This window comes from Ornithinibacillus massiliensis (assembly GCF_018310345.1).
GTDB classification, from domain to species: domain Bacteria; phylum Bacillota; class Bacilli; order Bacillales; family Amphibacillaceae; genus Ornithinibacillus; species Ornithinibacillus massiliensis.
The window spans coordinates 148,544-168,800 of record NZ_JAGXBY010000003.1; the positions used below are offsets into that span (position 1 = coordinate 148,544).

Consider the following 20,257-nt stretch of genomic DNA (forward strand, 5'->3'; position numbering starts at 1 on the left):
ATATTAGATTCAAGAATAATTTTTATAAAATTCTAATTCTACACAAAAATAGAACAATCCGATGTTTAGCGCATTAAAAGGAGTAATCAATAATGACTAAATCAATGATGATTCACGAATTCAAAATGATGTTGAGAAACAAAAAGAACATATTATTTATAATCGCGCTTGTCAGTTTAATATTGACCTACGCACTTTTAATTCTACCAACGCAAGAAACTCCTGATTCTTTTAATGCAGAGGAAATGAAGAAGGAGATTAGTAACTTAGAAGCCATAACCCAAGGAATGATTAATCGGGGAGGTACCGGCTATGGTGAAAGGACAGGATCCCCGTTTGCAAGCTATATGTATTCCTTAAAAGTCCAATCCAGAATGGTAAATGCCTTTGAAGATAAGAACTTTAATCGCTTTACCCAATTAAGAATGAAAGGCTTTGATTATAATACCACTAGTGCTAGCAGAGATTGGATGTTAATCGGGGATGCCCCTTATCCAGGACTAGATGATAGCCGCAATTATAGTTTAACAGACCTTCGTTACCAAGGTTATCTAGATGCAAATATTCCGATTACCTATGAGATGATTGAGCAAAAGACCGCATTACAAACCATTACCAATTTTCTTCTTGGTACAACCGCATTTATTGTGCTATTTTGTGCTATCTATTTTAGTAGTGACATGTTAGCGAAGGATAGGCAGCACCGAACTATACTGCAAGGTTTACCTATTGGTTGGTATCGTTTAATCAATGTTAAATCAGCTGTAGCGTTTGGTTATACATTATTAATTTTATTCGGATTATTACTTTTAGCAGCAGTGATAATTTCTATTCAAAGTGGATTTGGCTCTTTTAAATTATCTGTTCCAATTACGCTACCTAGTTCTGAACCGGATGAATACTTCGGTTATCGGTTTAGCGAGTTTGATTCGATTTCAATTGCCAAGTTCCTACTACTAGCACTTGGAATTATACCGATACTTATATACCTATTTATCCGGTTAAATGCACTACTTAGTCTACTTTTTAAAAATGCATGGATTGTTTTAATGGTTAGTACGCTCATCTTGTTCTCTGAAAGAATCTATTACTCTAGAACATTAACAGAGCTTTTTGGCATTGAAATAAGTAATCTGCCACTGACGTATTTTGACTTTGGTAGAGTCATCTCAGGTGAAAAATACTATTTAGTACATTTGGAATCCATTACGTATGAAAAAGGTATTCTAGTGTTACTATGTACAATTCTATTCTTAGAAATTAGTCTTTTTGTAGTATCTCGAATGGTAAGCAAACGTCGTTTTTACCGCAAAGCGGCATGATGTCATTAGTCAGAAAGGATAGTCGATATGTTTTGGAAGTTTACCCTCTTTGAAACAAAATTATTATTACAGAACCGAAAAAGTTGGTTTATAGCTGCATTCCTTCTTGCCTTTTTCGTTTTATTCTTTATGTACTATAGTCAAGATCAGCCAGAAGCATTAGATGATCAGAAAAGAATAGAAACACAAACATCCTATGCAGTCTTCGAGCACCTTGATCTTTTGCGTCATGATCTGCCTGAGGTTGCAGAAGTGTACAATTATCACACGCAAATCCAATCACTATTAGGTATGCAAGTGTGGTTTATTGGGAGCGGTCATGATAGTGAACAATATATAGAAAATGGATTAGAAATTAACCAGTTACGGCTTGCAGTACATGATCTAGGGAATGCTGGAATTCCTAATCATTTAATTGTACCTAAGGAAGATATTTTAAAAGAGGATGCATTATTACATTATATTAAAGACAATGATCTACCTATTGAGCCTGACTCTTATTCAACGAATCATTATATTACAAATGTCCTTTCTATGTTCTCGGGATTATTATTTCTTGTAATTGTTCTAATCAGCGGAAGTGAAATGCTCCTATATGAAAGAAATCATCAATCCGTGATGAAAGGTTTTCCTTTATCGTTTATAGGTAAAGTTACAAGTAAAATCGTAATCCATTTCGTTCATATTTATACGTTTTTACTAGTAGGATTTTCTTTCGGAGCAATCTATGTGTTTAGAAAATTTGAAGCAGGAGATTTTTCTTTTCCGATATTAGTTTATAAGAATGGGAATTATATCGCTTTATCTACTGGTCAATATCTCCTGTATATGTTTTTAGGCCTTGCTCTAATTACATTGTTACTATTATCACTATCCATTTTACTAAATATGCTATTTAAGAATGCATTCGCTAATATACTCATTGGTTTAGGGATATTTATCCTCCCTGATATTGCAATGGCGGCGGGATTGAAAGCAAGCTTTTTACATCCGATAAAATTCATCGATATGTACAAGGTTCTCTCCGGTGACCTTGCCACGGAATTAGGTAATAGTTTCATTGATTACTGGAATGCAATGGCCATCTTAGGAATCATAACAATCGTAATCATTAGCATTATTTATGCTATTAATAAGTTTGCCTATCATCGCGTGCCAAAAAACATGCCTTTAGAAAAAGCATTCTAATCATTTATTTAAAAAGATCGCCTTAAAAATGGCAATAGAAAAGAGGATTGACATGTTAAAACTGGAAAATATCACAGTTAAATATAAAGACAAAGTAGTATTAGAGAACCTTTCACTAGAAGCCAAGAGTGGAGAAATTATTGGACTTGTTGCTCCAAACGGTACGGGTAAAACAACCCTATTTAACGTCATATCAAACTTCTTAAAACCAAATAAAGGGAATGTTACGTTTAACGGAGATCTCCAATACAAGACGGAAGGAAAAGAAATAGCTATTCATAAACAATTGGCTACATTTCCGGACCAGGGAGATTTATTTGAAGAATTATCTGGTGTTGATCACATGAAGCTGTATGCCAATATGTGGAAAGGTACAACGAAGCATGTCAAAGAGATTTATGAACAACTACAAATGGAGAGGTATGTTAAAAAGAAAGTAAAAACCTATTCTTTAGGAATGAGACAACGATTATGCTTTGCCATGATTGCTGCAGCGGATACCCCAGTTATGCTTATGGATGAGGTGATGAACGGGCTGGACGTGGCGAATGTATCACTCATATCCAAAAAATTAATGCATATGAAGCAAGAAGGTAAGCTGATTTTTGTTGCCTCCCATTTACTTTCGAATCTCGATTTATATGCGGACCGTGTCCTATATTTAAAGGGTGGCGATATCATTCATCAACAAGTCTTAACTGATACTACAGATGAGTACTTGAAGGTTGACTTAACACCTGATCAATATGAAAATTTAGCTTATACATTACCCGAGGATCATCTTTTTATCGCGAATCATCTATGTTGTATTCCGATTAAAAATATGACGGAAGAAGAACAGAAGGAATGGGTTATAAAACTGTCTGCCTATAAAGGAAAAGAACTTACAATAGGACCACTTGGAACCGCTGAATACTATGAAAAATACTATCATGAATTTTAGATTTTTAGGAGGGAAATAAATAATGAAACGAATGCTTTTCCTCTGTTTTATAACTTGTTTATTCGTTTTAATAGGGTGTAGTGAACAACCCTCGGAGAAGGTATTACGATATCAAGAAAATAATGAAATCATCGACAAAGAAAAAGATGAAATTATTGGAGAAGTTAGTGATACTATCTACGATACAATTGACCGTAGTAATGCTGAAGCAGAAGAAATTATCATTAGCCCGGTCCTAAAAGATATGCCAGACATTATTCCTAAGGAAGGAAGATATTCGATTGCTCCATTATGGTCGGAAGTGATGGCTCCTCAATCTGGAAGGGTACTGGTTTATGATCAAGACAATGTACTTTTGGTTAGTGAAGTTTTTGATTCCTGGTATGGGGTTGAGAGTGTTACGGTAGACTTAAATGGCTCGCATTCGGTTCATCTAGATGGCATAAATGAGGCAATAATCACCCCTGTCGATACACAATTTTCGAATCAGCTTTCCGCAGGTATTTGGGAAGTTGGAAAAGATATTGAAGCAGGAGAATATTCCGTTTATGCCCCCGAGTATGGGTTTGGAGATTTACATGTTTATGAGGAAGGAAAGTCACCAAGAGTTTTTGAGTTTCTAGACGCTTCTTCTAAGGTTGACATTCAATTAATAGAGGGACAAAAGCTACGCGTAAGCGGCTTATCCCTACTGCAATTTGAAGCAAAATAAGAAAGAGGAAAGGTGGGAACTACTGTGATAGTATTTCACCTTTTTTTGTTTGATTTTTCTATTAATCTTCAACTTCAATCAATGACTTAACATTCTATACTTAATGATTGAATCTACGTAGGAAGCATAGTCTGTGAACATGTTATGTCGAAACAATTTCCCTTCTAACTTGTTTTATCGAAAAAGAACAAGGAACACCCTATACAGGTACTCTAATCCTGTTTAGGGTGTTCTTTACTAAAACTACAATACGATATTATTGCACGATTAATGTTGCTACCATCTCATCATGGCCGGTTCCACACATAATATTACAATATATTTTATATTCTCCTGGTTCAGTTGGTGTAAATGTTGCTTCCCCATCACCTTGGATTTCAACGTCAAATTCATCAATAGAAATTCCGTGATGACCTTCTTCATTTGTAAGGGTAACCTTTACTTCTTCACCTGCTTTTACAGTGTATACATCTTGACCTAGGCTAAAATTGGTTGCTACTAGATTTACTTCATTATTTGCATCTGGAATATTTGCTTCCGTACTTTGGGATGAGTCTGTTGATGCATCATCTTCTTTAGAATCTGTATCCCCTCCTCCACATGCTGTTAAAACTAAGATCAAAGAAAATAGTAATGCCATTAATAATCTTTTATTCATTTTTAATTCCTCCTAAGCGCAATTCTTCTTACACCCTTATCATAACTAATCAATCTATTATTAGCTGTGACATATGTCACAGCTAAACACCAATTCACGAACTTGTCACAAAATAGAAACCGTTACTTCTTTCACTTAGGAAATTGGTAATCAATTTTACGATTATAGTCGAAAAATACCTTTCTACCAGTTAAAATAGAAGGTGATTTCTTTTTAAGTTCTATCCAACATTATTATAAGAAAGCGTTTCTATAGATGGTGCACGATTTCTTTTTGGGGCGCTCGCATTAGTTCTGCTCGGGCGACTATTACTCTGGTTCACGCTTGTTTTACGTATTTTCGAGCGACTTCTAGTATGTATCGCGCGTATTTTTATGTTTATCGAGCATCTTTTATTATTTCGCCCAACGTTTGAATCTCATGTACTCTATCCATTAATAGATAAGATTGGAGAATTTTTGTAATGAAAAAAGCTTATGTTTACATAGCAGCAATCGTGATAGTAGTGATTGGTGTTACCTTACTTCTTCTGTACCTATCGAAAGATGATACATCTTCATCTAATCCAAATGATTTATCTAATTTAGTAGAATCGAAGCCTTTACCTATCCCCCCATTATTGGAGGATGTCAATCCAGATCCGAACTTAGCGGAATTCCATCTAACCGCACAGCACGGTGTGACGGAAATCCTTGATGGGATTGAGTCTGAAACCTTAGGATACAATGGAAACATTCTTGGACCTGTTATTAAAGTTCATGAAGGAGATCGTGTTAAAGTAGTCATGAAGAATGACTTACGAGAAGCAACTACGCTTCACTGGCACGGGCTCCGTGTGGATGGGGAAAATGACGGTGGTCCACATTCAGGGATTAACCCTGGGGAGACATGGGAACCGGAATTCACGATTGAACAACCAGCAGCAACACTCTGGTATCATCCGCATATGATGCATGCAACAGCAAAACAAGTTTATGAAGGACTAGCAGGGTTATTTATCATTGAAGATGCCGTATCGGACAGTCTTCCAATCCCTAAAGATTATGGGGTAAATGATTTTCCAATAATTATTCAAGATAAGCAATTAGATGCTAGTGGCAATATGCAGTATGACCCTGGAATGAATGACATGATGATGGGGCTATATGGAAATGTTTACCTTGTCAATGGCACAATATCTCCTTACTTAGAGGTTCCAAAAGGAATGGTTCGTTTACGCCTTCTCAATGGTTCCAATGGTCGAACCTATCATTTTGAGTTTCATAATGGGCAAGAATTTTACCAAATTGCTAGTGATGGTGGTTTCTTAGAAAAGCCAGTAGAAATGACTTCCTTAACCTTGAGTCCTGCTGAGCGTGCTGAAATATTAGTAGATTTTTCTGCATTTGAGACTGGTGATGAAATTACGTTAATGGATACGGTCTCTGAACTAGGAAAAACGATTTCAGCAGATGAAGTAGAAGTTATGAAGTTCCACGTAACGAATACAGAATCAGAAGCGTATCCAATCCCAGAACAATTAACTGAGATTGATACTATTGATCCTGCTGATGCAGTAGTGACCAGGGAAATGGTTATGGCTGGTGTAGGATCGACCCTAACCATTAATGATAAATCAATGGATATGGGCGTCATTGATGAAGTTGTAAATTTAAACGATACGGAAATTTGGAAAGTAAGTAATAAACGTACCGGAGTACAGGGTGGAATGGCACATCCATTCCATTTACATGGTGTCCAATTCCAGGTCATCGACCGTGATGGGAACCCACCTCCAGCAAATGAAACCGGCTGGAAAGACACGATTTTGGTAGAACCAGGTGAAACGGTGCGAATTATTACAACCTTCAACCACAAAGGGATATTTATGTACCATTGCCACATTCTGGAACATGAAGATGCTGGGATGATGGGACAGTATGAGGTGAAATAGATCCCTTTGCAATTTTTCGTATTCAAAAGTCGCAGGATATCATCATCACTGCGACTTTTTATCTATTAAGCTTTCTCATTACCGTCTTCTCAATCCATGTCCATGGAATAAACTTCTTCATCAACCATAGCGATTTTGCACCTTTTCCAACCTGGTAGCGAAATTTTGGACGATTTGCTTCACAAATTCTCCGTACTAGCTTGGCTACTTCTATTGGATCCCCTGCATTTTGATAGGATTGTTTGGCAAATGCATAAGCATTTTTCTTTATCGTATCATTACCAATTCTCTCCCCTACTTCTAATCCCTTCTCCCAAATACCCGTTTTAAATGAAGCAGGCTCTACTAGAGATACATAGATACGCATTGGAAGAAGTTCCATACGCAAGCTTTCACTATAACCTTCTAAAGCGAATTTTGAAGAGCAATAAGGACCCATTCCAGGAAATCCAAAATATCCACTAACACTACTCATATTAATTATTTTTCCTTGTGTTGACTTTCTCAATAAGGGCAATAAGTGGAATGTCGTTCGAATAACACCCATTACATTCGTATCATATTGATTTTCCCATTCCTCCATCGTTAAATCAGAAGTAAATCCGCCCTGTGAGTATCCTGCATTATTAATAAGAACATCGAGCTGACCGAAGTGATCCGATATCCATTTGCTTACTTCTTTAATTCTTTCCTCATCTGTCACGTCCATCTCGACTATTTCTAACTGTTGGTTTAAATTAATTTCTCTAGCCATATCCATTATTTCTTTTTGATTAGCTTGATTTCTCATTGCTCCAATTACACGATACCCTGCCTTTAATAGCTCTATAATGATAAGCTTTCCAAAGCCACCATTGGCTCCTGTTACAAATGCTACCTTCATGACATTTCTCCATTTCTAGCATGAACTTGACAACCTATTGTTCCTGTATTAGTTTTTCATAAATATCTACTGTTTCTTGCTTACTCTCCCGATTCAAAATAACATAACTATCATCAAAGGCAATATATAGGAAAGGACCTTCCTTGCCGGCTACGAATAACTTCCCTTGTCCATATGGATCCTCCAGCTTAAACTGTCCTTTCCGAACATTTTCAGAAGAATAACCGTTTGTCCGCTTCAAAACCGCGGGAAGCTCATCTAGTAATTCCACCTTAGCAATGTCATCAATAGCCCATTCATCTCCGTACATACCGGAAATAATGAATTTTTCGTTTTCTATGATGATATCGTTATTTGTACTTCCGATAAATACTCCTACAGCGATAATTCCTACCGTTATAGTTGATATAACGACAATAATCCAAAGCGATTTTTTCCTTTTATGGGGGAGCTCATACTTTTGAAGATATATTAACCCACCTAGTAAGAAAACGGTAAATAAACTAAATCCAATTAATGGACCATATGGAACACGAAAAACCGTTAGCAATATAGCTAATAGGAGTATATAAAACGAGTACACGAATATCTTCCCAAGTTTTTCTATATAACCATTTTCTATTAAATACTCCTGTTCTTCCTTTGGACGATTATAAAAACCTGATATTAAACTATATTCCTTCTTCTTAACAATTAAATAGGTCATTCCACCATGTATAATTAGTATCCAACCCATCACCACGATAAAGATTAACATACTAGTAGTCATCATTACCACCTCAATAAGCTATGTTTACACCGTTAAACAATTATATAATACCTTTTCCATCTACTTTTTTAGTAATTCTTTAAATCTTTCCATCTCACGTCGTAATACCTCCACCTCTTGTTTCGATACTTCCATTTCTCCATAACGTACTTTTTGATACACGTGCACATCAACGTTCAAACCAATCCGTTTCAACCATTCATCAATTGTTTCCGTGGTCTTTCTTCCCAGCTGATGCTTAATTGCTTTTCGTTCAAACTTATGAACCAAGATTCGGACTGGGTGTTTTTTACTGATTTTCCACCAAGTTAGTAAACCTTTTTGTTCTTCAGGAAAATGTACATCACCACGATGTTTACCTGAAGCAATGGTAATTCCTTTTATACCAGCTTTTGATGATTTATCTCCTTTAAATATTAGAATGATCATGATAAGCCCAAAAATCGCAAGAATGACACCAATACCCATATATCCACCTAAGATGAATGAAACTATAGGTAACTCCGTTGACACGTTTTCTAATGACTCTATACCTGTTCCTATGTCGATTTCATCTTCATTATTATTGTTTTCCATAAATGGTACAAGGAATAGAACTCTGCCAATTAGGGAAAATAAGAAGTATATAGTAGAGTCCCAAATTTTCACTAGATACGTTTGCGAACTAATCCAATATGCAATCATACCTCCACAACTCATCAATAGTAATAAATATATAACCCCTTTATAATAAAGCAAAGTCCTCTCGCTTCTCTCCAATACCGATATGTTACTGCACATAAAACCAATGATTATTACAAGTAACTGGAGAAACAATCCCATAATGGAATAAAGGTTATTCGTAATTAGAAATACTACAATTGAAAGTGTAGGCGTTAATAATAGATAAGCCGCTTCCCTCCCTATTACTAAAACGTGACGTATACGAAAGTATCTCCATAAAACGATACAAGAAATGAACACGCTAAGTAAAAGAGGATATCGAAAATATAGAAAAGTTGGAATTAATAGAAGTAAGGTGAAATAATAATAGCTATGGTTTAAATCTTGCTTTTCTAAAACCACGAAAAGTATACAAAGGAGGGCAATGACTACCAACATACTCCAAGCTGGAACCCAATGGTAATAATAATGTATTGGTAAGAGAAGTAAGATACTTACTATAATCATTTCACACATAAAGTGATAAACATCGGTGATAAATTGTTGTTGATCTTGCTTCATAAGCCACCCCTCCGTTATAACATATCAATCCTCCTCTTTCCTAAACCTTAATTCCTATTAAGTGAGTCAATTTCATTATTTAAAGAACTTGCCCACCTAATTACTTTATTTCCTTCAACATACCCTTTAATCATGGTACGTAAGAGAAACGGCTGTAAATGATAGCGTTCTAGCTCATATACCGATACCCAAAAGAATTCAATATGTTCTTCTATCGATTGAGGATTTTCCATTGCTAAGTCCTCCATCTCAATGTTAAACAGCTGGTTTATTTCACAATTCAATATACCTTGATTCATCCACTTATGCTCTACTAAACCAAGGAATTCTCCCACTGTACATCGCATCCCCAGTTCTTCCCTTATCTCCCTTACTAATGCATCCTTTGCACTTTCTCCGAATTCAATATGTCCTCCTGGTAAAAAAGTATTCTGATATCCTTTCGCTTTTCCAACTAATAATTTATTATCTTTTATTAAGATACCTCTAGCTAAATGATGAAAAGGCTTTTCCATCTTCTCCCCCCTTATCTATTAAACTATTGCCCGAACAATATACCGTGAGAAGGTAACAGGTAGCCCTTTACTAGTAGCATTATCATCAAATATTCTACTAATCTCCTCGAAATGTTCATTGCTCAGTTGTAAAAATATAGTGTTCTTTTGACCGAAGCAGCGCATTTTTATTACATCTATAGGTGATTCTATATATTCAATAGTATTTATCTCTTCTATGCTTGCCTCTGTAAAATTACTTTTTGCTAATCTTTCTTCTAGAACATCCTTAATAGTTACTTTCCCCTGCTTAAATAAGTTCGGGAACCACTGTATTAACTCTTGCCCTGACGAATCTCCAGGATGTAGGCCTACTACTCTTCCACCATTTTTTACTATGTCGGCTAATCTTGTATAGGCGGAGGTTGGCCCTTTACGAATGTATGCGCAATCAAAACTATTCGTATCGAATGGAAGTCCATTCTTGGTGTTTCCAACTACAAATGAAACATTACGCTTCTTATGTAAATTACCAGCTGAAATAAATTGATCCGTTACATCAAATCCAATTATCTCCTTGGCATGCATACTACATTTCTTTGTAAAATGTCCATGACCACAGCCAACATCCAGTACCTTCTTATTTTTCACCAACTGTAACACTTCTTCATCAAAGATGGTTTCACCGTTTGGAGCTTCTATTAACGATTTCCACGGATAATGATAAACCCCATATTGTTCACCAAGTTGTTTATATCATTCAAGCGAATGAGGATTAATCCAGTCCGGATGGTTTGTAGGATCAGGTAATCTTATCACCTTACTATCATCCTCCATAGTTTTTTATTGGTCCAAAAAATCCAGCCCTTCATCAATTCCCAATCCTCCTACAGAATAGGAGGCCTTCTTTTGATCATTTTTCCCATTCCGTGATAAGCGTTTCATACAAGTCAAAAAAGATAGCACGAACCAATGAATAACACACTCCTTTTCCCCTTAATTTATATCTCCTAAATAAACTGGAAATTCTACTCCTTTTGTATAGTCTATGAGTTTCTCTCTCATGGTTTGCGGATAAAGTCTATGATGCATTAACTCTTCCAATGGCAACCATTCCACAGAAATTTGCCCCTCATCTGGCACTATTCCATTCCCCAGACCTCTACTACCAGTCACGCTACATAAAAACATATACTCGATTTGATGTACCTCTGCATCAAACTCGGCATGTTCATGATTCTTCCCGATGTATTCCCGAATAAATAACAGGCTACCGACATCAACATCTGCATTAACTTCTTCCATACACTCTCGTTTTACAGCTTCATGAAGTGTTTCTCCATGTTCTTGTCCACCACCAGGAAGTAAATAATAGTAGCCATCTTTGTCTTCTTTTTTTATGGTTAATAGCTTATTTTCTTCCATAATAATTGCTTTTGCTGAATTTCTTATTCCCATTCTCCTACTCCCCTGCAACAGGCTATTGGTATAAATAGAAAATCGTACAGTCAACTATATTTCTGTACGATTTCATTTTTAGTGTTCTACCTATTTATTCTTTTGAATTTGACTATACTTATCAATCGATTCAAGAGGAAGCTTTTCCTTCCAAACGCTTCACTAAAGGCTGCTTCCAACTATCAGCTAATAAATGGCATTTTACTAACTTTTTCGCTAGCTCCAGATCATTCTTTTTTTCATACATGACTTCATTACAATTGGCAATGGACCATTCTATATGAGGTCGTTCTAACAAGGCTAGTTCTGCTCCTGCTTTAACGAACCCCTCTTGCAAAACGCGAAAATACCAGCCTGTCCTTCCCGTTTTCTGTATTCGCATTGCTAAGTCCATTGTTTGATGGCGACGTGCTGGTTTCCAGCAAGGTTTTCTAGGTTGAGAAACTTGTATGACCGCCTCACCAAATTGATATGTATCACCAATACAAACGGTGTATTCATCCATATCAGCCACTGCTAGATTTTCCCCCATACCACCTATATGGATACCTTCTATATGTTGTTCATCTTGCCAATAATCATAGTGACTTACTGGATATGCAAAGATCGCCTTCTCTTGGCCCCCATGATTTTTCTTATCCGCTACTTCATCACCATATAACCCGGATTTACTTAACCAAACAGGCATTTCTGTGCTTTCTTTAAACATGCCGCTCTCCCATGCTTTCTCTAATGGATTAATAGCATTCGGATCAGCGACTTGCTTTACTTTACCTACTAATAAATTTTGAACATATGGTGTATTCACTCTCCATCTCCTTTCGCTAAATATGATAATTTAACCAAGATAAAATAAATGGAATGATCATTAAAAAAACAGCAACCATAATTAATCCATTGGTTATCGTTCTTGATAACTTATTTCTTCTCAACCCATTATACCAACCTGAAAATTGGAGCTTATTCCGATACAATACAAAAAACAGAAAGAGTATCCCTATTGAGCCAAATAGACTATAATCTGATGAAATTTGAAATGTTGTATAAACACTTCCTATAATATAGCCACCAACCACTCCAAAGAGGGCCAAAAGAAAAATTATCCGAACTAACTCTAGACTCATTCTTACCATTACATTACTCTCCTTTACGGAACATGCTACGTTTAATTAGTAATCACTATAATATTACCACATTTTTTAGAATCATTTATCGATTCGGATTAATTTGTTTGCAAAATAGCTTAAGTAATTACCAACTATTTAACACTTTCTTTAAATATAGAATCGAGCTAAATTTTAGGTTTTATTGAATGGAATTTCACTGGGAAAAAATTGGCTAGTAATGGAAAAATATGGTGTATTGGACTTATTTCATCTGGTGGTTTGAGGGTTAATGACTCTATATCATTTTATATTAGAAAGCAAGTAGCAGTGGATTATTCGAGTACTACTCCGAAAAAAATAGGGGTTGATATTCCTGTAATTGCTAGTAACTATATACTAGCAAAAAAGAGAAGAATCCAAATGGATGGTACCAACTAATAGTTAGGGATACAACTCCATGGATTCTTCCTTTTTCATTTATCTCATTTTATTTATATTGGCTTGTACCGCTTTTATGATAGCTGAACGGAACCCATTTTCTTCCAAAGCAGCTACAGACTGAATTGTTGTACCACCTGGTGAACAAACATCATCTTTTAGTTTACCTGGGTGTTCATTTGTTTCTAATACCATTTTCGCTGATCCTAAAAGTGCTTGTGCAGCTATTCGGTATGCCTTATCACGTGGCATCCCATTCACAACTGCCGCATCTGCTAATGCTTCGATAAACATATATCCAAACGCTGGAGATGACCCACCTACCGCACTAGCCGTATCCATTAGACTTTCATCTATAGTCTCTGCTTTACCAAAGCATTCAAATAACCGTGTTACCTCAATTTGCTCTTCAGGTGTAACAAGTTGGTTAAAACTAATAGCGGTTAACCCTTCGCCGACTAGTACAGGTGTATTTGGCATTGCTTTAACTAACTTTATATTGCGATTAAATTGTTCTTCAGTTTGGGCTATCGATTGTCCAGCAGCAATGATAATCACAATTGTCTCTTCTTGCACGACATCCTTTATTTCATCTATTACTAGAGGATATTTATCAGGTGTAACTGAAAGAAAAACAATATCACTCTTGTTCACAACATCTTGGTTATTTTCCGCAACGTTTATTCCATACGTTACGTTTAAATCTAATAATTTTGGCATAGTACGATTGGATGCATAAATATTCTCCGGTAGCACAAACTCGGAATTCACAATCCCCCCGATAATCGCCTCTGCCATTTTCCCACTACCAATAAACCCTATTTTTCGTTCCACGTAAAAAATCCTTTCCACTGATGTCATAAAGGTATATTTTAGTATATTGCTAGTTTTATAGCAATGGGAGAGCAGTAGATATATTTATTAAGTTATAGGCTCTTACATTATGCGGTCGCTTAGAGATGTCTAAATTCGCGCGGAAAACGTAAGAAATCGCGCCAGGTTTACTTCATATCGCGCGAACATCACAATAATCGCGCCACATGTATTAAAAATCGCGCCACACCTGATTTATAGCGCGATTTTCTATTAATCTGGCGCGATTCTATCAGATTACGCGCGAATTTCCTTTTTCTCGTGCGAAAATCCATTCTTGTCGCGCGATTTAATTAACATCAAGATAACAAACCTAAGTCGAGCCATTTTCTTATTGACATGTAAAGATAGAATCCATATAATTATTCAATAAAGATTATGATTCCGTAGCTCAGCTGGGAGAGCGCCACCTTGACAGGGTGGAGGTCGTTGGTTCGAGCCCAATCGGAATCATCACTTCAAACAAAGCGATTCCTAATTCGTATAGGAATCGCTTTGTTTTTATTTATTTACTTACAGACAATTTTACACAGGATCTTTTTGTTTGCTGATACACATTCACTTCAACAGCACATTCACCTAACCCTCAATCGATCTCCCGGATGGATAACATCACTTGTCAATCCATTCAAGCTCCTTAAGGCATTGACAGTAGTATTATAGCGCTGTGCAATACTCCATAATGTATCACCAGCTACAACCGTGTAATATACTGTCCCACCACTAACAATTAGCACTTGACCTGGGTAGATTGTGTCGTCTGTTAATCCATTTAAATCTTTTAATTGTTGCACTGTCATATTATGGGCTTGGGCGATACTCCACAGTGTGTCACCAGATTGTACGGTGTACGTACCAGGACCACCGCCATTCGATTTTCGTCTTAATCCTAGAGCTTGAGCAATACCATTAGCATGGCCTAGGGCAATGCGGGTTAAATAAGCATCAGATTTTAGCTTAGCTGCATCACTTGCATTATCAATAAAGCCATTTTCAGTTAGTACAGCTGGCATATTGGTCTCACGTAACACATGGAAGTTTGCTCTTTTCTTTCCACGATTTACAAAATCCACTTGCCGCATGATCTCCGCATGAAGCCTATCACGGTAGGTGACTGTATTACTGGAAACACTGCCATTATAAATATAGTCTTCGTAACCAGTACCCCCACCAGCATTAATGTGGATAGATACAAAATAATCTGCTCCCCAGCTATTTGCATCATTTGTACGCTGAGCTAGCGTGCGTGAAGTGTCACTAGTACGACTCATGCGAATACTATGGCCGTCATAGTCACGATTAAGAATATCGCGAACTTTTAGGGCGATTGCTAGATTGACATTTTTTTCTTGCAATCCGTTCCCTACCGCTCCTGGGTCTGTTCCACCATGACCTGGATCTAAATAAATTTTAGACATTTCAAATCCCCTCCTACTATCTTTATATTAAAAGAGTGGCTTGCCCGATTGGACCAGCCACCTAGTACATCAGTTGGTTTTATTTCTATAACTGCATTACACTCAACCAACAGCATTCTATCAAGAAACAATCTAGCTTCTGATAAATTATTCATCATGATAAAATACACTAGATTCAGTAATTAGGAAATGGTGTCCTTTCACCCATATTAATAGATGGGCAACTCTCATTTTAGGAATTCACGGAACAACCATTCCCCTTCCCTTCTCCGCCATTTATTTCAAAACACGAAATAAATTCTTGGAACTAAATCAAATTATCCTTTATAATAAAAAAGCATTATATTTTTAAATTTAAAAAATTCATAATTTCGACAACGGGGGCATATTTCACGTGAAAACAGTTTTTTCCTTCTTAAAACCATATAAATTACCCGCAATTGTTGCTTTTTTACTCATGCTCGTTGAACTTGTCGTCGAATTACTACTACCATTTTTCCTTGGAAAAATGATTAACGATGGCGTAATCAACCAGGATTTAAACAATATTGTAATGTGGGGCAGCATTATGATTGGTCTTGCATTATTCTCATTTATTTCTGGAATCATTAATTCCTTTTATTCTTCCCATGTGAGTTGGGGGTTTGCGCACGACCTTCGTGAAAGACTATTCCGGAAAATACAGGAATTCTCCTTTGCTAATTTAAATCGTTTTCCAACCTCCCATCTCATGACCCTGTTCACAAACGACGTTCGGCAGATTCAGAATACGATTTTCATGGGGTTACGGATTATGGCAAAAGCACCACTTATCACTATCGGCGGTGTAATAATGGCGTTTATTGTTAATCCAAAGCTAGCAGTTATTTTTTTAATCACCGTACCACTTCTGATTGTATTTTTAGTATGGGTACTAAAAATTGCTTCTAAAATGTTTAACCGCGTACAGAACAGTATTGACCATGTAAACCGTGTCATGCAAGAAAACCTTGCAGGCATGCGATTGATTAAAGCTTTCTTTAGACGAGACCATGAAGAAAATCGTTTTACAGCTTCGAATACTACCTTACGCGATACGACCCGGAAAACATTTCGTTTTGTAGAAGCTTCCACACCAATCTTACTATTTGTCATGAACTTGAGTATTATTTTCATTCTTTGGTTTGGAAATGTACAGTCTGTTGCTGGTACAGCAGAGGTCGGGGATGTTGTAGCAATTGTAAACTATGCGATGCGAGTAGCGATGGCAATATCAATGTTTTCTTTCATTATAATGGCTATCTCTCGTACGAAAGCTTCCGCAGAAAGAATCAGTGAGGTTCTAGAAGAAAAAGTAGACTTACTTGATTCCGAAGATGCAACAGAAATACAAAGTGTAACCAATGGAAAAGTTGAATTTAAAGATGTTAGCTTCCATTATCCTACTTCACGAGAACCGGTTATTCGCAACCTTTCCTTTACCGTTCAACCAGGTGAAAAGCTTGCTATTATCGGTGCTACTGGTTCTGGGAAATCTTCTTTATTTCAACTGATTCCAAGACTATACGACGTGACGGGTGGCGCTATTTTCATTGATGATAAACCAATCACATCCTATAAATTAGATGCGCTACGAAAGGCAATTGGCTATGTACCACAAAGCCCATTACTATTTAGTGGGCCAATTATAGACAATATATCCTGGGGTAAAGAAAATGCAACACAAGAACAAATTATCAAAGCAGCACAGGATGCCCAAATTCATGAAACGATTATGGAGCTTCCAAATCAATACCAAACAGAAATCGGTCAAAAAGGGGTAAACCTATCTGGTGGGCAAAAGCAGCGTATATCGATTGCCAGAGCACTAATTCGCAAGCCTAAAATCCTTATGCTTGATGATAGTACAAGTGCACTGGATTTAGCTACAGAAGCTAAGTTGCTAGATGCGATTCAAGACGATCTTAATACACTATTCATTATCACGCAAAAAGTATCTACGGCAATGAATGCCGATAGAATATTACTATTAGACGAAGGAAAAATGCTACACATTGGTACGCATGAAGAACTTCTAATAAAGTCTGAGTTATATCGAAAAATTGTGGAATCACAATTTGGAAAGGAGTATCTGAATGTCCATTAAACAGCAGCTTAAAGATCCTTTTCAATATGAGAAAATACCGATCGAAAATATTTCCGAAGAAGTAACGAAAAAAAGGGCAAAGAATACATGGGGTACAATTAAGCGAATATGGTCCTACCTTGCTCGTGAGAAAGCGAAGCTATGGTTCGTTATCTTCATGGTACTAATTAGTTCTGCCATGAGTCTACTTGGACCATTTATGGTCGGGAAGGCAATTGATGATTTCATAGTAGATAGGGAAGTAGCAGGCTTAGGCATGCTCATAATTGGTCTTCTCTTCGTCTATTTATTACATTCTTCATCCGTGTTCCTGCAGAATTATTGGATGATTGGTATCGCTCAAAATACGGTATATGATTTACGATCTGAACTGTTCCATAAGTTTCACCGATTGCCAATCGCCTACTTCGATAAAAGGCAGCATGGGGAACTAATGAGCCGTATTACGAATGACATCGATAATGTTAATAACACATTAAACCAATCTGTTATTCAAGTATTTTCTAGTATATTAACATTACTAGGTACGGTTGGGGTCATGCTTTACTTAAGTCCATTATTAACACTCGTTACGATGACCATTATTCCGGTAATGTTTTTTGCAACCCGCTGGATTACCAAACGCACTGGGCCACTATATAAATTACAGCAAAAAAGACTTGGTGAACTAAACGGCTATGTAGAAGAAACGGTGTCCGGACAGCACGTCGTTAAAACCTATTCACAGGAAGAACGAGTAATCAATGAGTTTGAAGTCAAAAATAAAGATTTGAACCACTCAGGATTTTGGGCATTAACCATTTCTGGATTTATCCCAAAGGTAATGAACATGTTGAACTTTCTAAGCTTCGGGATGATTGCTCTTGTTGGCGGTATACTTGCCATTAATACTACACTAGTAACAGTTGGTACTATTGTCATTTTCACCGAATATGCTCGCCAATTTACTCGACCGTTAAATGAACTCTCTAACCAGTTCAACCTGCTTCTCTCTGCGGTTGCGGGTGCTGAGCGCGTATTTAATGTAATTGACGAAGAGGAAGAAGAACAAGATGAAGACAAAGCAATTGAATTACATCGTACTCATGGCCATTTCAAGTTTGAGAATGTGTCTTTCGGCTATGAAGAAGAAACTATCATTGACAATGTTAGCTTTGAAGCAAAACCTGGCCAGTCCGTAGCTTTTGTTGGTCATACTGGTGCTGGTAAAACGACCATCATTAACCTAATCTCTCGCTTTTATAATTATGATCATGGTCGTATTACACTTGATGGTATCGATTTAAAAGATATAAAACGCTCTAGCCTTCGTTCACATATGGCATTTGTACTACAGGATTCCTTCCTGTTCCATAATACGATTAGGGAAAACATACGATATGGTCGATTAACTGCTTCTGACGATGATGTCATTGAAGCAGCGAAGAAAGCAAATGCCCATGATTTTATTGTCCAATTACCTGATGGCTACGACACCATACTAGACCAAGAAGGCAGTGGAATTAGTCAAGGACAGAAGCAATTACTTACTATTGCTAGAGCCTTTATCGCTGAGCCTACTATACTTATTCTAGACGAAGCAACTAGTAATATTGACACCATCACCGAATTAAAAATCCAGGAAGCGTTGAAAGAATTAATGAAGGGTAGAACTAGCTTCATTATTGCTCACCGCTTAAACACCATTCAAGAAGCAGATCAAATTGTGATGTTGGAGCATGGAGCTATTTTAGAAAAAGGGAATCACAATGAATTATTAGACTTAAAAGAAAACTATTATAACCTATACAAAGGACAGCTTCGTGAAGTAGTCGGCAGTTAAGATTACAATGCAAGCAATTCGTGATAAACTAGTTCTATGTTAAATGCTTATGGGGTGAATATATTGGCAAGAAAAGGTAAAATGCTAGAAAGAGAAATAAATAGTAGTTATCTCGGTGAAACCATGACACTGAAGATTTATTTGCCGGAGGCTTTTTCACCATTGTATAAATATCATATCTGTATCATGCAAGACGGCAATGACTATTATCAGTTAGGAAGAGTAGCAACAGTTAGTGACCAACTGCACGATGAGGCGGAAATTGAAAATACTATTTTTGTCGGTATTCATTATAAAGACCGCTATGATCGGTTAAACAAATACCATCCGTCTGGTGAACAATATGATAGCTACTGTCATTTTATAATGAAAGAAGTTGTACCATTATTAGACGACTTCCTCCCTACCTATCATATGGGAGGCGCCCGAGCGTTAATGGGAGATTCGTTAGCTGGTACCTTTGCATTACTGCTGGCGATTAAGTATCCGAATACGTTTGGAAAAGTGATTATCCAATCACCTCTAGTCGATGATATCGTACTATCATTAGTTGATAAGGCTACTAACATTCAGGCATTAGATATTTACCACACCATTGGATTAGCAGAAACTAGTGTTCAAACGACGAGGGAGCACGATGTAGATTTTCTTACACCAAATAGAAAATTAAAAGAGCTGTTAGACCAGAAAGGATTAACTTATCACTATAAGGAAATTCCTAATGGTGAACACACCTGGAAATATTGGCAACAAGATATGAAACATGCTTTAAAAACCATTTTTACTGACTAATTTACGGGTTGTTGTAAATAGGTAAAAAAACACTTTCATTACAGCAGTTTTTGGTATAAATTAAAATGTACAAATGTACTCATACGGATAAATGAATAG

The 20,257-nt window shown here is 36.7% G+C and carries 19 protein-coding genes and 1 tRNA gene; 9 read left to right on the top strand and 11 right to left on the bottom strand.

Translation table 11 applies throughout. From position 1 onward, the window contains the following. Positions 1–92 precede the first annotated feature (92 nt). Genes KGF86_RS09330 through KGF86_RS09345 form a run of 4 tightly spaced genes read left to right on the top strand, consistent with a single transcriptional unit; the run spans position 93 to position 4,165 of the window. Entirely contained in the window at positions 93–1,322 is a 1,230-nt protein-coding gene (locus KGF86_RS09330) for an ABC transporter permease subunit (protein ID WP_211741673.1), read from the top strand. Positions 1,323–1,349: 27 nt separating this feature from the next. Continuing rightward, the gene (locus KGF86_RS09335; protein WP_211741674.1) at positions 1,350–2,510 is read left to right on the top strand and encodes a hypothetical protein; all 1,161 of its coding nucleotides are present in this window, start codon (positions 1,350–1,352) and stop codon (positions 2,508–2,510) included. Between the two features lie 52 nt (positions 2,511–2,562). Beyond that, positions 2,563–3,453 carry an ATP-binding cassette domain-containing protein gene (locus tag KGF86_RS09340; protein ID WP_211741675.1) on the top strand — a complete coding sequence of 297 codons (891 nt, stop codon included), beginning with the start codon at positions 2,563–2,565 and terminating at the stop codon, positions 3,451–3,453. Between the two features lie 22 nt (positions 3,454–3,475). After that, complete coding sequence (locus tag KGF86_RS09345) at positions 3,476–4,165, top strand: hypothetical protein (protein WP_211741676.1); 690 nt, start codon at positions 3,476–3,478, stop codon at positions 4,163–4,165. A gap of 256 nt (positions 4,166–4,421) precedes the next feature. Here KGF86_RS09345 and KGF86_RS09350 read toward each other — a convergent pair whose 3' ends face one another. After that, positions 4,422–4,823 carry a hypothetical protein gene (locus KGF86_RS09350; RefSeq protein ID WP_211741677.1) on the bottom strand — a complete coding sequence of 134 codons (402 nt, stop codon included), beginning with the start codon at positions 4,821–4,823 and terminating at the stop codon, positions 4,422–4,424. A gap of 463 nt (positions 4,824–5,286) precedes the next feature. Between KGF86_RS09350 and KGF86_RS09355 the strand changes: the two genes are divergently transcribed. Further along, positions 5,287–6,756 (top strand): multicopper oxidase family protein, encoded by a 1,470-nt coding sequence (locus tag KGF86_RS09355; RefSeq protein ID WP_211741678.1) that lies wholly within the window; start codon positions 5,287–5,289, stop codon positions 6,754–6,756. A gap of 58 nt (positions 6,757–6,814) precedes the next feature. Here the strand turns inward: KGF86_RS09355 and KGF86_RS09360 are convergent, their stop codons facing one another. The 9 genes from KGF86_RS09360 to proC all read right to left on the bottom strand — a co-directional run bounded on the left by KGF86_RS09360 (position 6,815) and on the right by proC (position 13,962). Continuing rightward, positions 6,815–7,639, bottom strand: coding sequence for an SDR family oxidoreductase (locus KGF86_RS09360; RefSeq protein WP_211741679.1), 825 nt, complete (start codon positions 7,637–7,639; stop codon positions 6,815–6,817). Between the two features lie 34 nt (positions 7,640–7,673). Further along, positions 7,674–8,408, bottom strand: coding sequence for a DUF3784 domain-containing protein (locus KGF86_RS09365; RefSeq protein WP_211741680.1), 735 nt, complete (start codon positions 8,406–8,408; stop codon positions 7,674–7,676). A 60-nt stretch (positions 8,409–8,468) separates the two neighbouring features. Further along, positions 8,469–8,984, bottom strand: coding sequence for a hypothetical protein (locus KGF86_RS09370; protein ID WP_211741681.1), 516 nt, complete (start codon positions 8,982–8,984; stop codon positions 8,469–8,471). A gap of 695 nt (positions 8,985–9,679) precedes the next feature. Then, on the bottom strand, positions 9,680–10,147 hold the full coding sequence (locus tag KGF86_RS09375; RefSeq protein WP_186869984.1) for an NUDIX domain-containing protein: 468 nt from the start codon (positions 10,145–10,147) through the stop codon (positions 9,680–9,682). Positions 10,148–10,165: 18 nt separating this feature from the next. Then, complete coding sequence (locus tag KGF86_RS09380; protein ID WP_246521444.1) at positions 10,166–10,780, bottom strand: class I SAM-dependent methyltransferase; 615 nt, start codon at positions 10,778–10,780, stop codon at positions 10,166–10,168. Positions 10,781–11,122: 342 nt separating this feature from the next. Continuing rightward, complete coding sequence (locus tag KGF86_RS09385; protein WP_211741682.1) at positions 11,123–11,584, bottom strand: NUDIX domain-containing protein; 462 nt, start codon at positions 11,582–11,584, stop codon at positions 11,123–11,125. 130 nt (positions 11,585–11,714) lie between these two features. Next, positions 11,715–12,392, bottom strand: coding sequence for an MOSC domain-containing protein (locus KGF86_RS09390; RefSeq protein WP_343221443.1), 678 nt, complete (start codon positions 12,390–12,392; stop codon positions 11,715–11,717). A 16-nt stretch (positions 12,393–12,408) separates the two neighbouring features. After that, positions 12,409–12,717, bottom strand: coding sequence for a hypothetical protein (locus KGF86_RS09395; protein WP_211741683.1), 309 nt, complete (start codon positions 12,715–12,717; stop codon positions 12,409–12,411). Positions 12,718–13,167: 450 nt separating this feature from the next. After that, positions 13,168–13,962 carry a pyrroline-5-carboxylate reductase gene (proC, locus tag KGF86_RS09400; RefSeq protein WP_186869980.1) on the bottom strand — a complete coding sequence of 265 codons (795 nt, stop codon included), beginning with the start codon at positions 13,960–13,962 and terminating at the stop codon, positions 13,168–13,170. Between the two features lie 419 nt (positions 13,963–14,381). On the opposite strand from proC, the gene KGF86_RS09405 reads away from it, so the two are divergent. Beyond that, positions 14,382–14,454: transfer RNA gene (locus KGF86_RS09405), tRNA-Val, on the top strand. Between the two features lie 122 nt (positions 14,455–14,576). Here the strand turns inward: KGF86_RS09405 and KGF86_RS09410 are convergent. Further along, on the bottom strand, positions 14,577–15,419 hold the full coding sequence (locus KGF86_RS09410; protein ID WP_211741684.1) for an N-acetylmuramoyl-L-alanine amidase: 843 nt from the start codon (positions 15,417–15,419) through the stop codon (positions 14,577–14,579). 394 nt (positions 15,420–15,813) lie between these two features. Between KGF86_RS09410 and KGF86_RS09415 the strand changes: the two genes are divergently transcribed. The 3 genes from KGF86_RS09415 (at position 15,814) to KGF86_RS09425 (ending at position 20,158) form a co-directional block, all read left to right on the top strand. After that, positions 15,814–17,544, top strand: coding sequence for an ABC transporter ATP-binding protein (locus KGF86_RS09415; protein WP_211741685.1), 1,731 nt, complete (start codon positions 15,814–15,816; stop codon positions 17,542–17,544). Continuing rightward, positions 17,534–19,366 (top strand): ABC transporter ATP-binding protein, encoded by a 1,833-nt coding sequence (locus tag KGF86_RS09420; protein WP_211741686.1) that lies wholly within the window; start codon positions 17,534–17,536, stop codon positions 19,364–19,366. The genes KGF86_RS09415 and KGF86_RS09420 overlap by 11 nt, the downstream gene beginning before the upstream one ends. 63 nt (positions 19,367–19,429) lie before the next feature. Further along, the gene (locus KGF86_RS09425) at positions 19,430–20,158 is read left to right on the top strand and encodes an alpha/beta hydrolase (protein WP_211741687.1); all 729 of its coding nucleotides are present in this window, start codon (positions 19,430–19,432) and stop codon (positions 20,156–20,158) included. Positions 20,159–20,257: the final 99 nt, after the last annotated feature.

Coding starts and splice junctions, on each gene's coding strand:
- KGF86_RS09330 (WP_211741673.1), top strand. CDS start 93: ATGACTAAATCAATGATGATTCACGAATTCAAAATGATGTTGAGAAAC.
- KGF86_RS09335 (WP_211741674.1), top strand. CDS start 1,350: ATGTTTTGGAAGTTTACCCTCTTTGAAACAAAATTATTATTACAGAAC.
- KGF86_RS09340 (WP_211741675.1), top strand. CDS start 2,563: ATGTTAAAACTGGAAAATATCACAGTTAAATATAAAGACAAAGTAGTA.
- KGF86_RS09345 (WP_211741676.1), top strand. CDS start 3,476: ATGAAACGAATGCTTTTCCTCTGTTTTATAACTTGTTTATTCGTTTTA.
- KGF86_RS09350 (WP_211741677.1), bottom strand. CDS start 4,823: ATGAATAAAAGATTATTAATGGCATTACTATTTTCTTTGATCTTAGTT.
- KGF86_RS09355 (WP_211741678.1), top strand. CDS start 5,287: ATGAAAAAAGCTTATGTTTACATAGCAGCAATCGTGATAGTAGTGATT.
- KGF86_RS09360 (WP_211741679.1), bottom strand. CDS start 7,639: ATGAAGGTAGCATTTGTAACAGGAGCCAATGGTGGCTTTGGAAAGCTT.
- KGF86_RS09365 (WP_211741680.1), bottom strand. CDS start 8,408: ATGACTACTAGTATGTTAATCTTTATCGTGGTGATGGGTTGGATACTA.
- KGF86_RS09370 (WP_211741681.1), bottom strand. CDS start 8,984: ATGGAAAACAATAATAATGAAGATGAAATCGACATAGGAACAGGTATA.
- KGF86_RS09375 (WP_186869984.1), bottom strand. CDS start 10,147: ATGGAAAAGCCTTTTCATCATTTAGCTAGAGGTATCTTAATAAAAGAT.
- KGF86_RS09385 (WP_211741682.1), bottom strand. CDS start 11,584: ATGGGAATAAGAAATTCAGCAAAAGCAATTATTATGGAAGAAAATAAG.
- KGF86_RS09395 (WP_211741683.1), bottom strand. CDS start 12,717: ATGGTAAGAATGAGTCTAGAGTTAGTTCGGATAATTTTTCTTTTGGCC.
- KGF86_RS09410 (WP_211741684.1), bottom strand. CDS start 15,419: ATGTCTAAAATTTATTTAGATCCAGGTCATGGTGGAACAGACCCAGGA.
- KGF86_RS09420 (WP_211741686.1), top strand. CDS start 17,534: ATGTCCATTAAACAGCAGCTTAAAGATCCTTTTCAATATGAGAAAATA.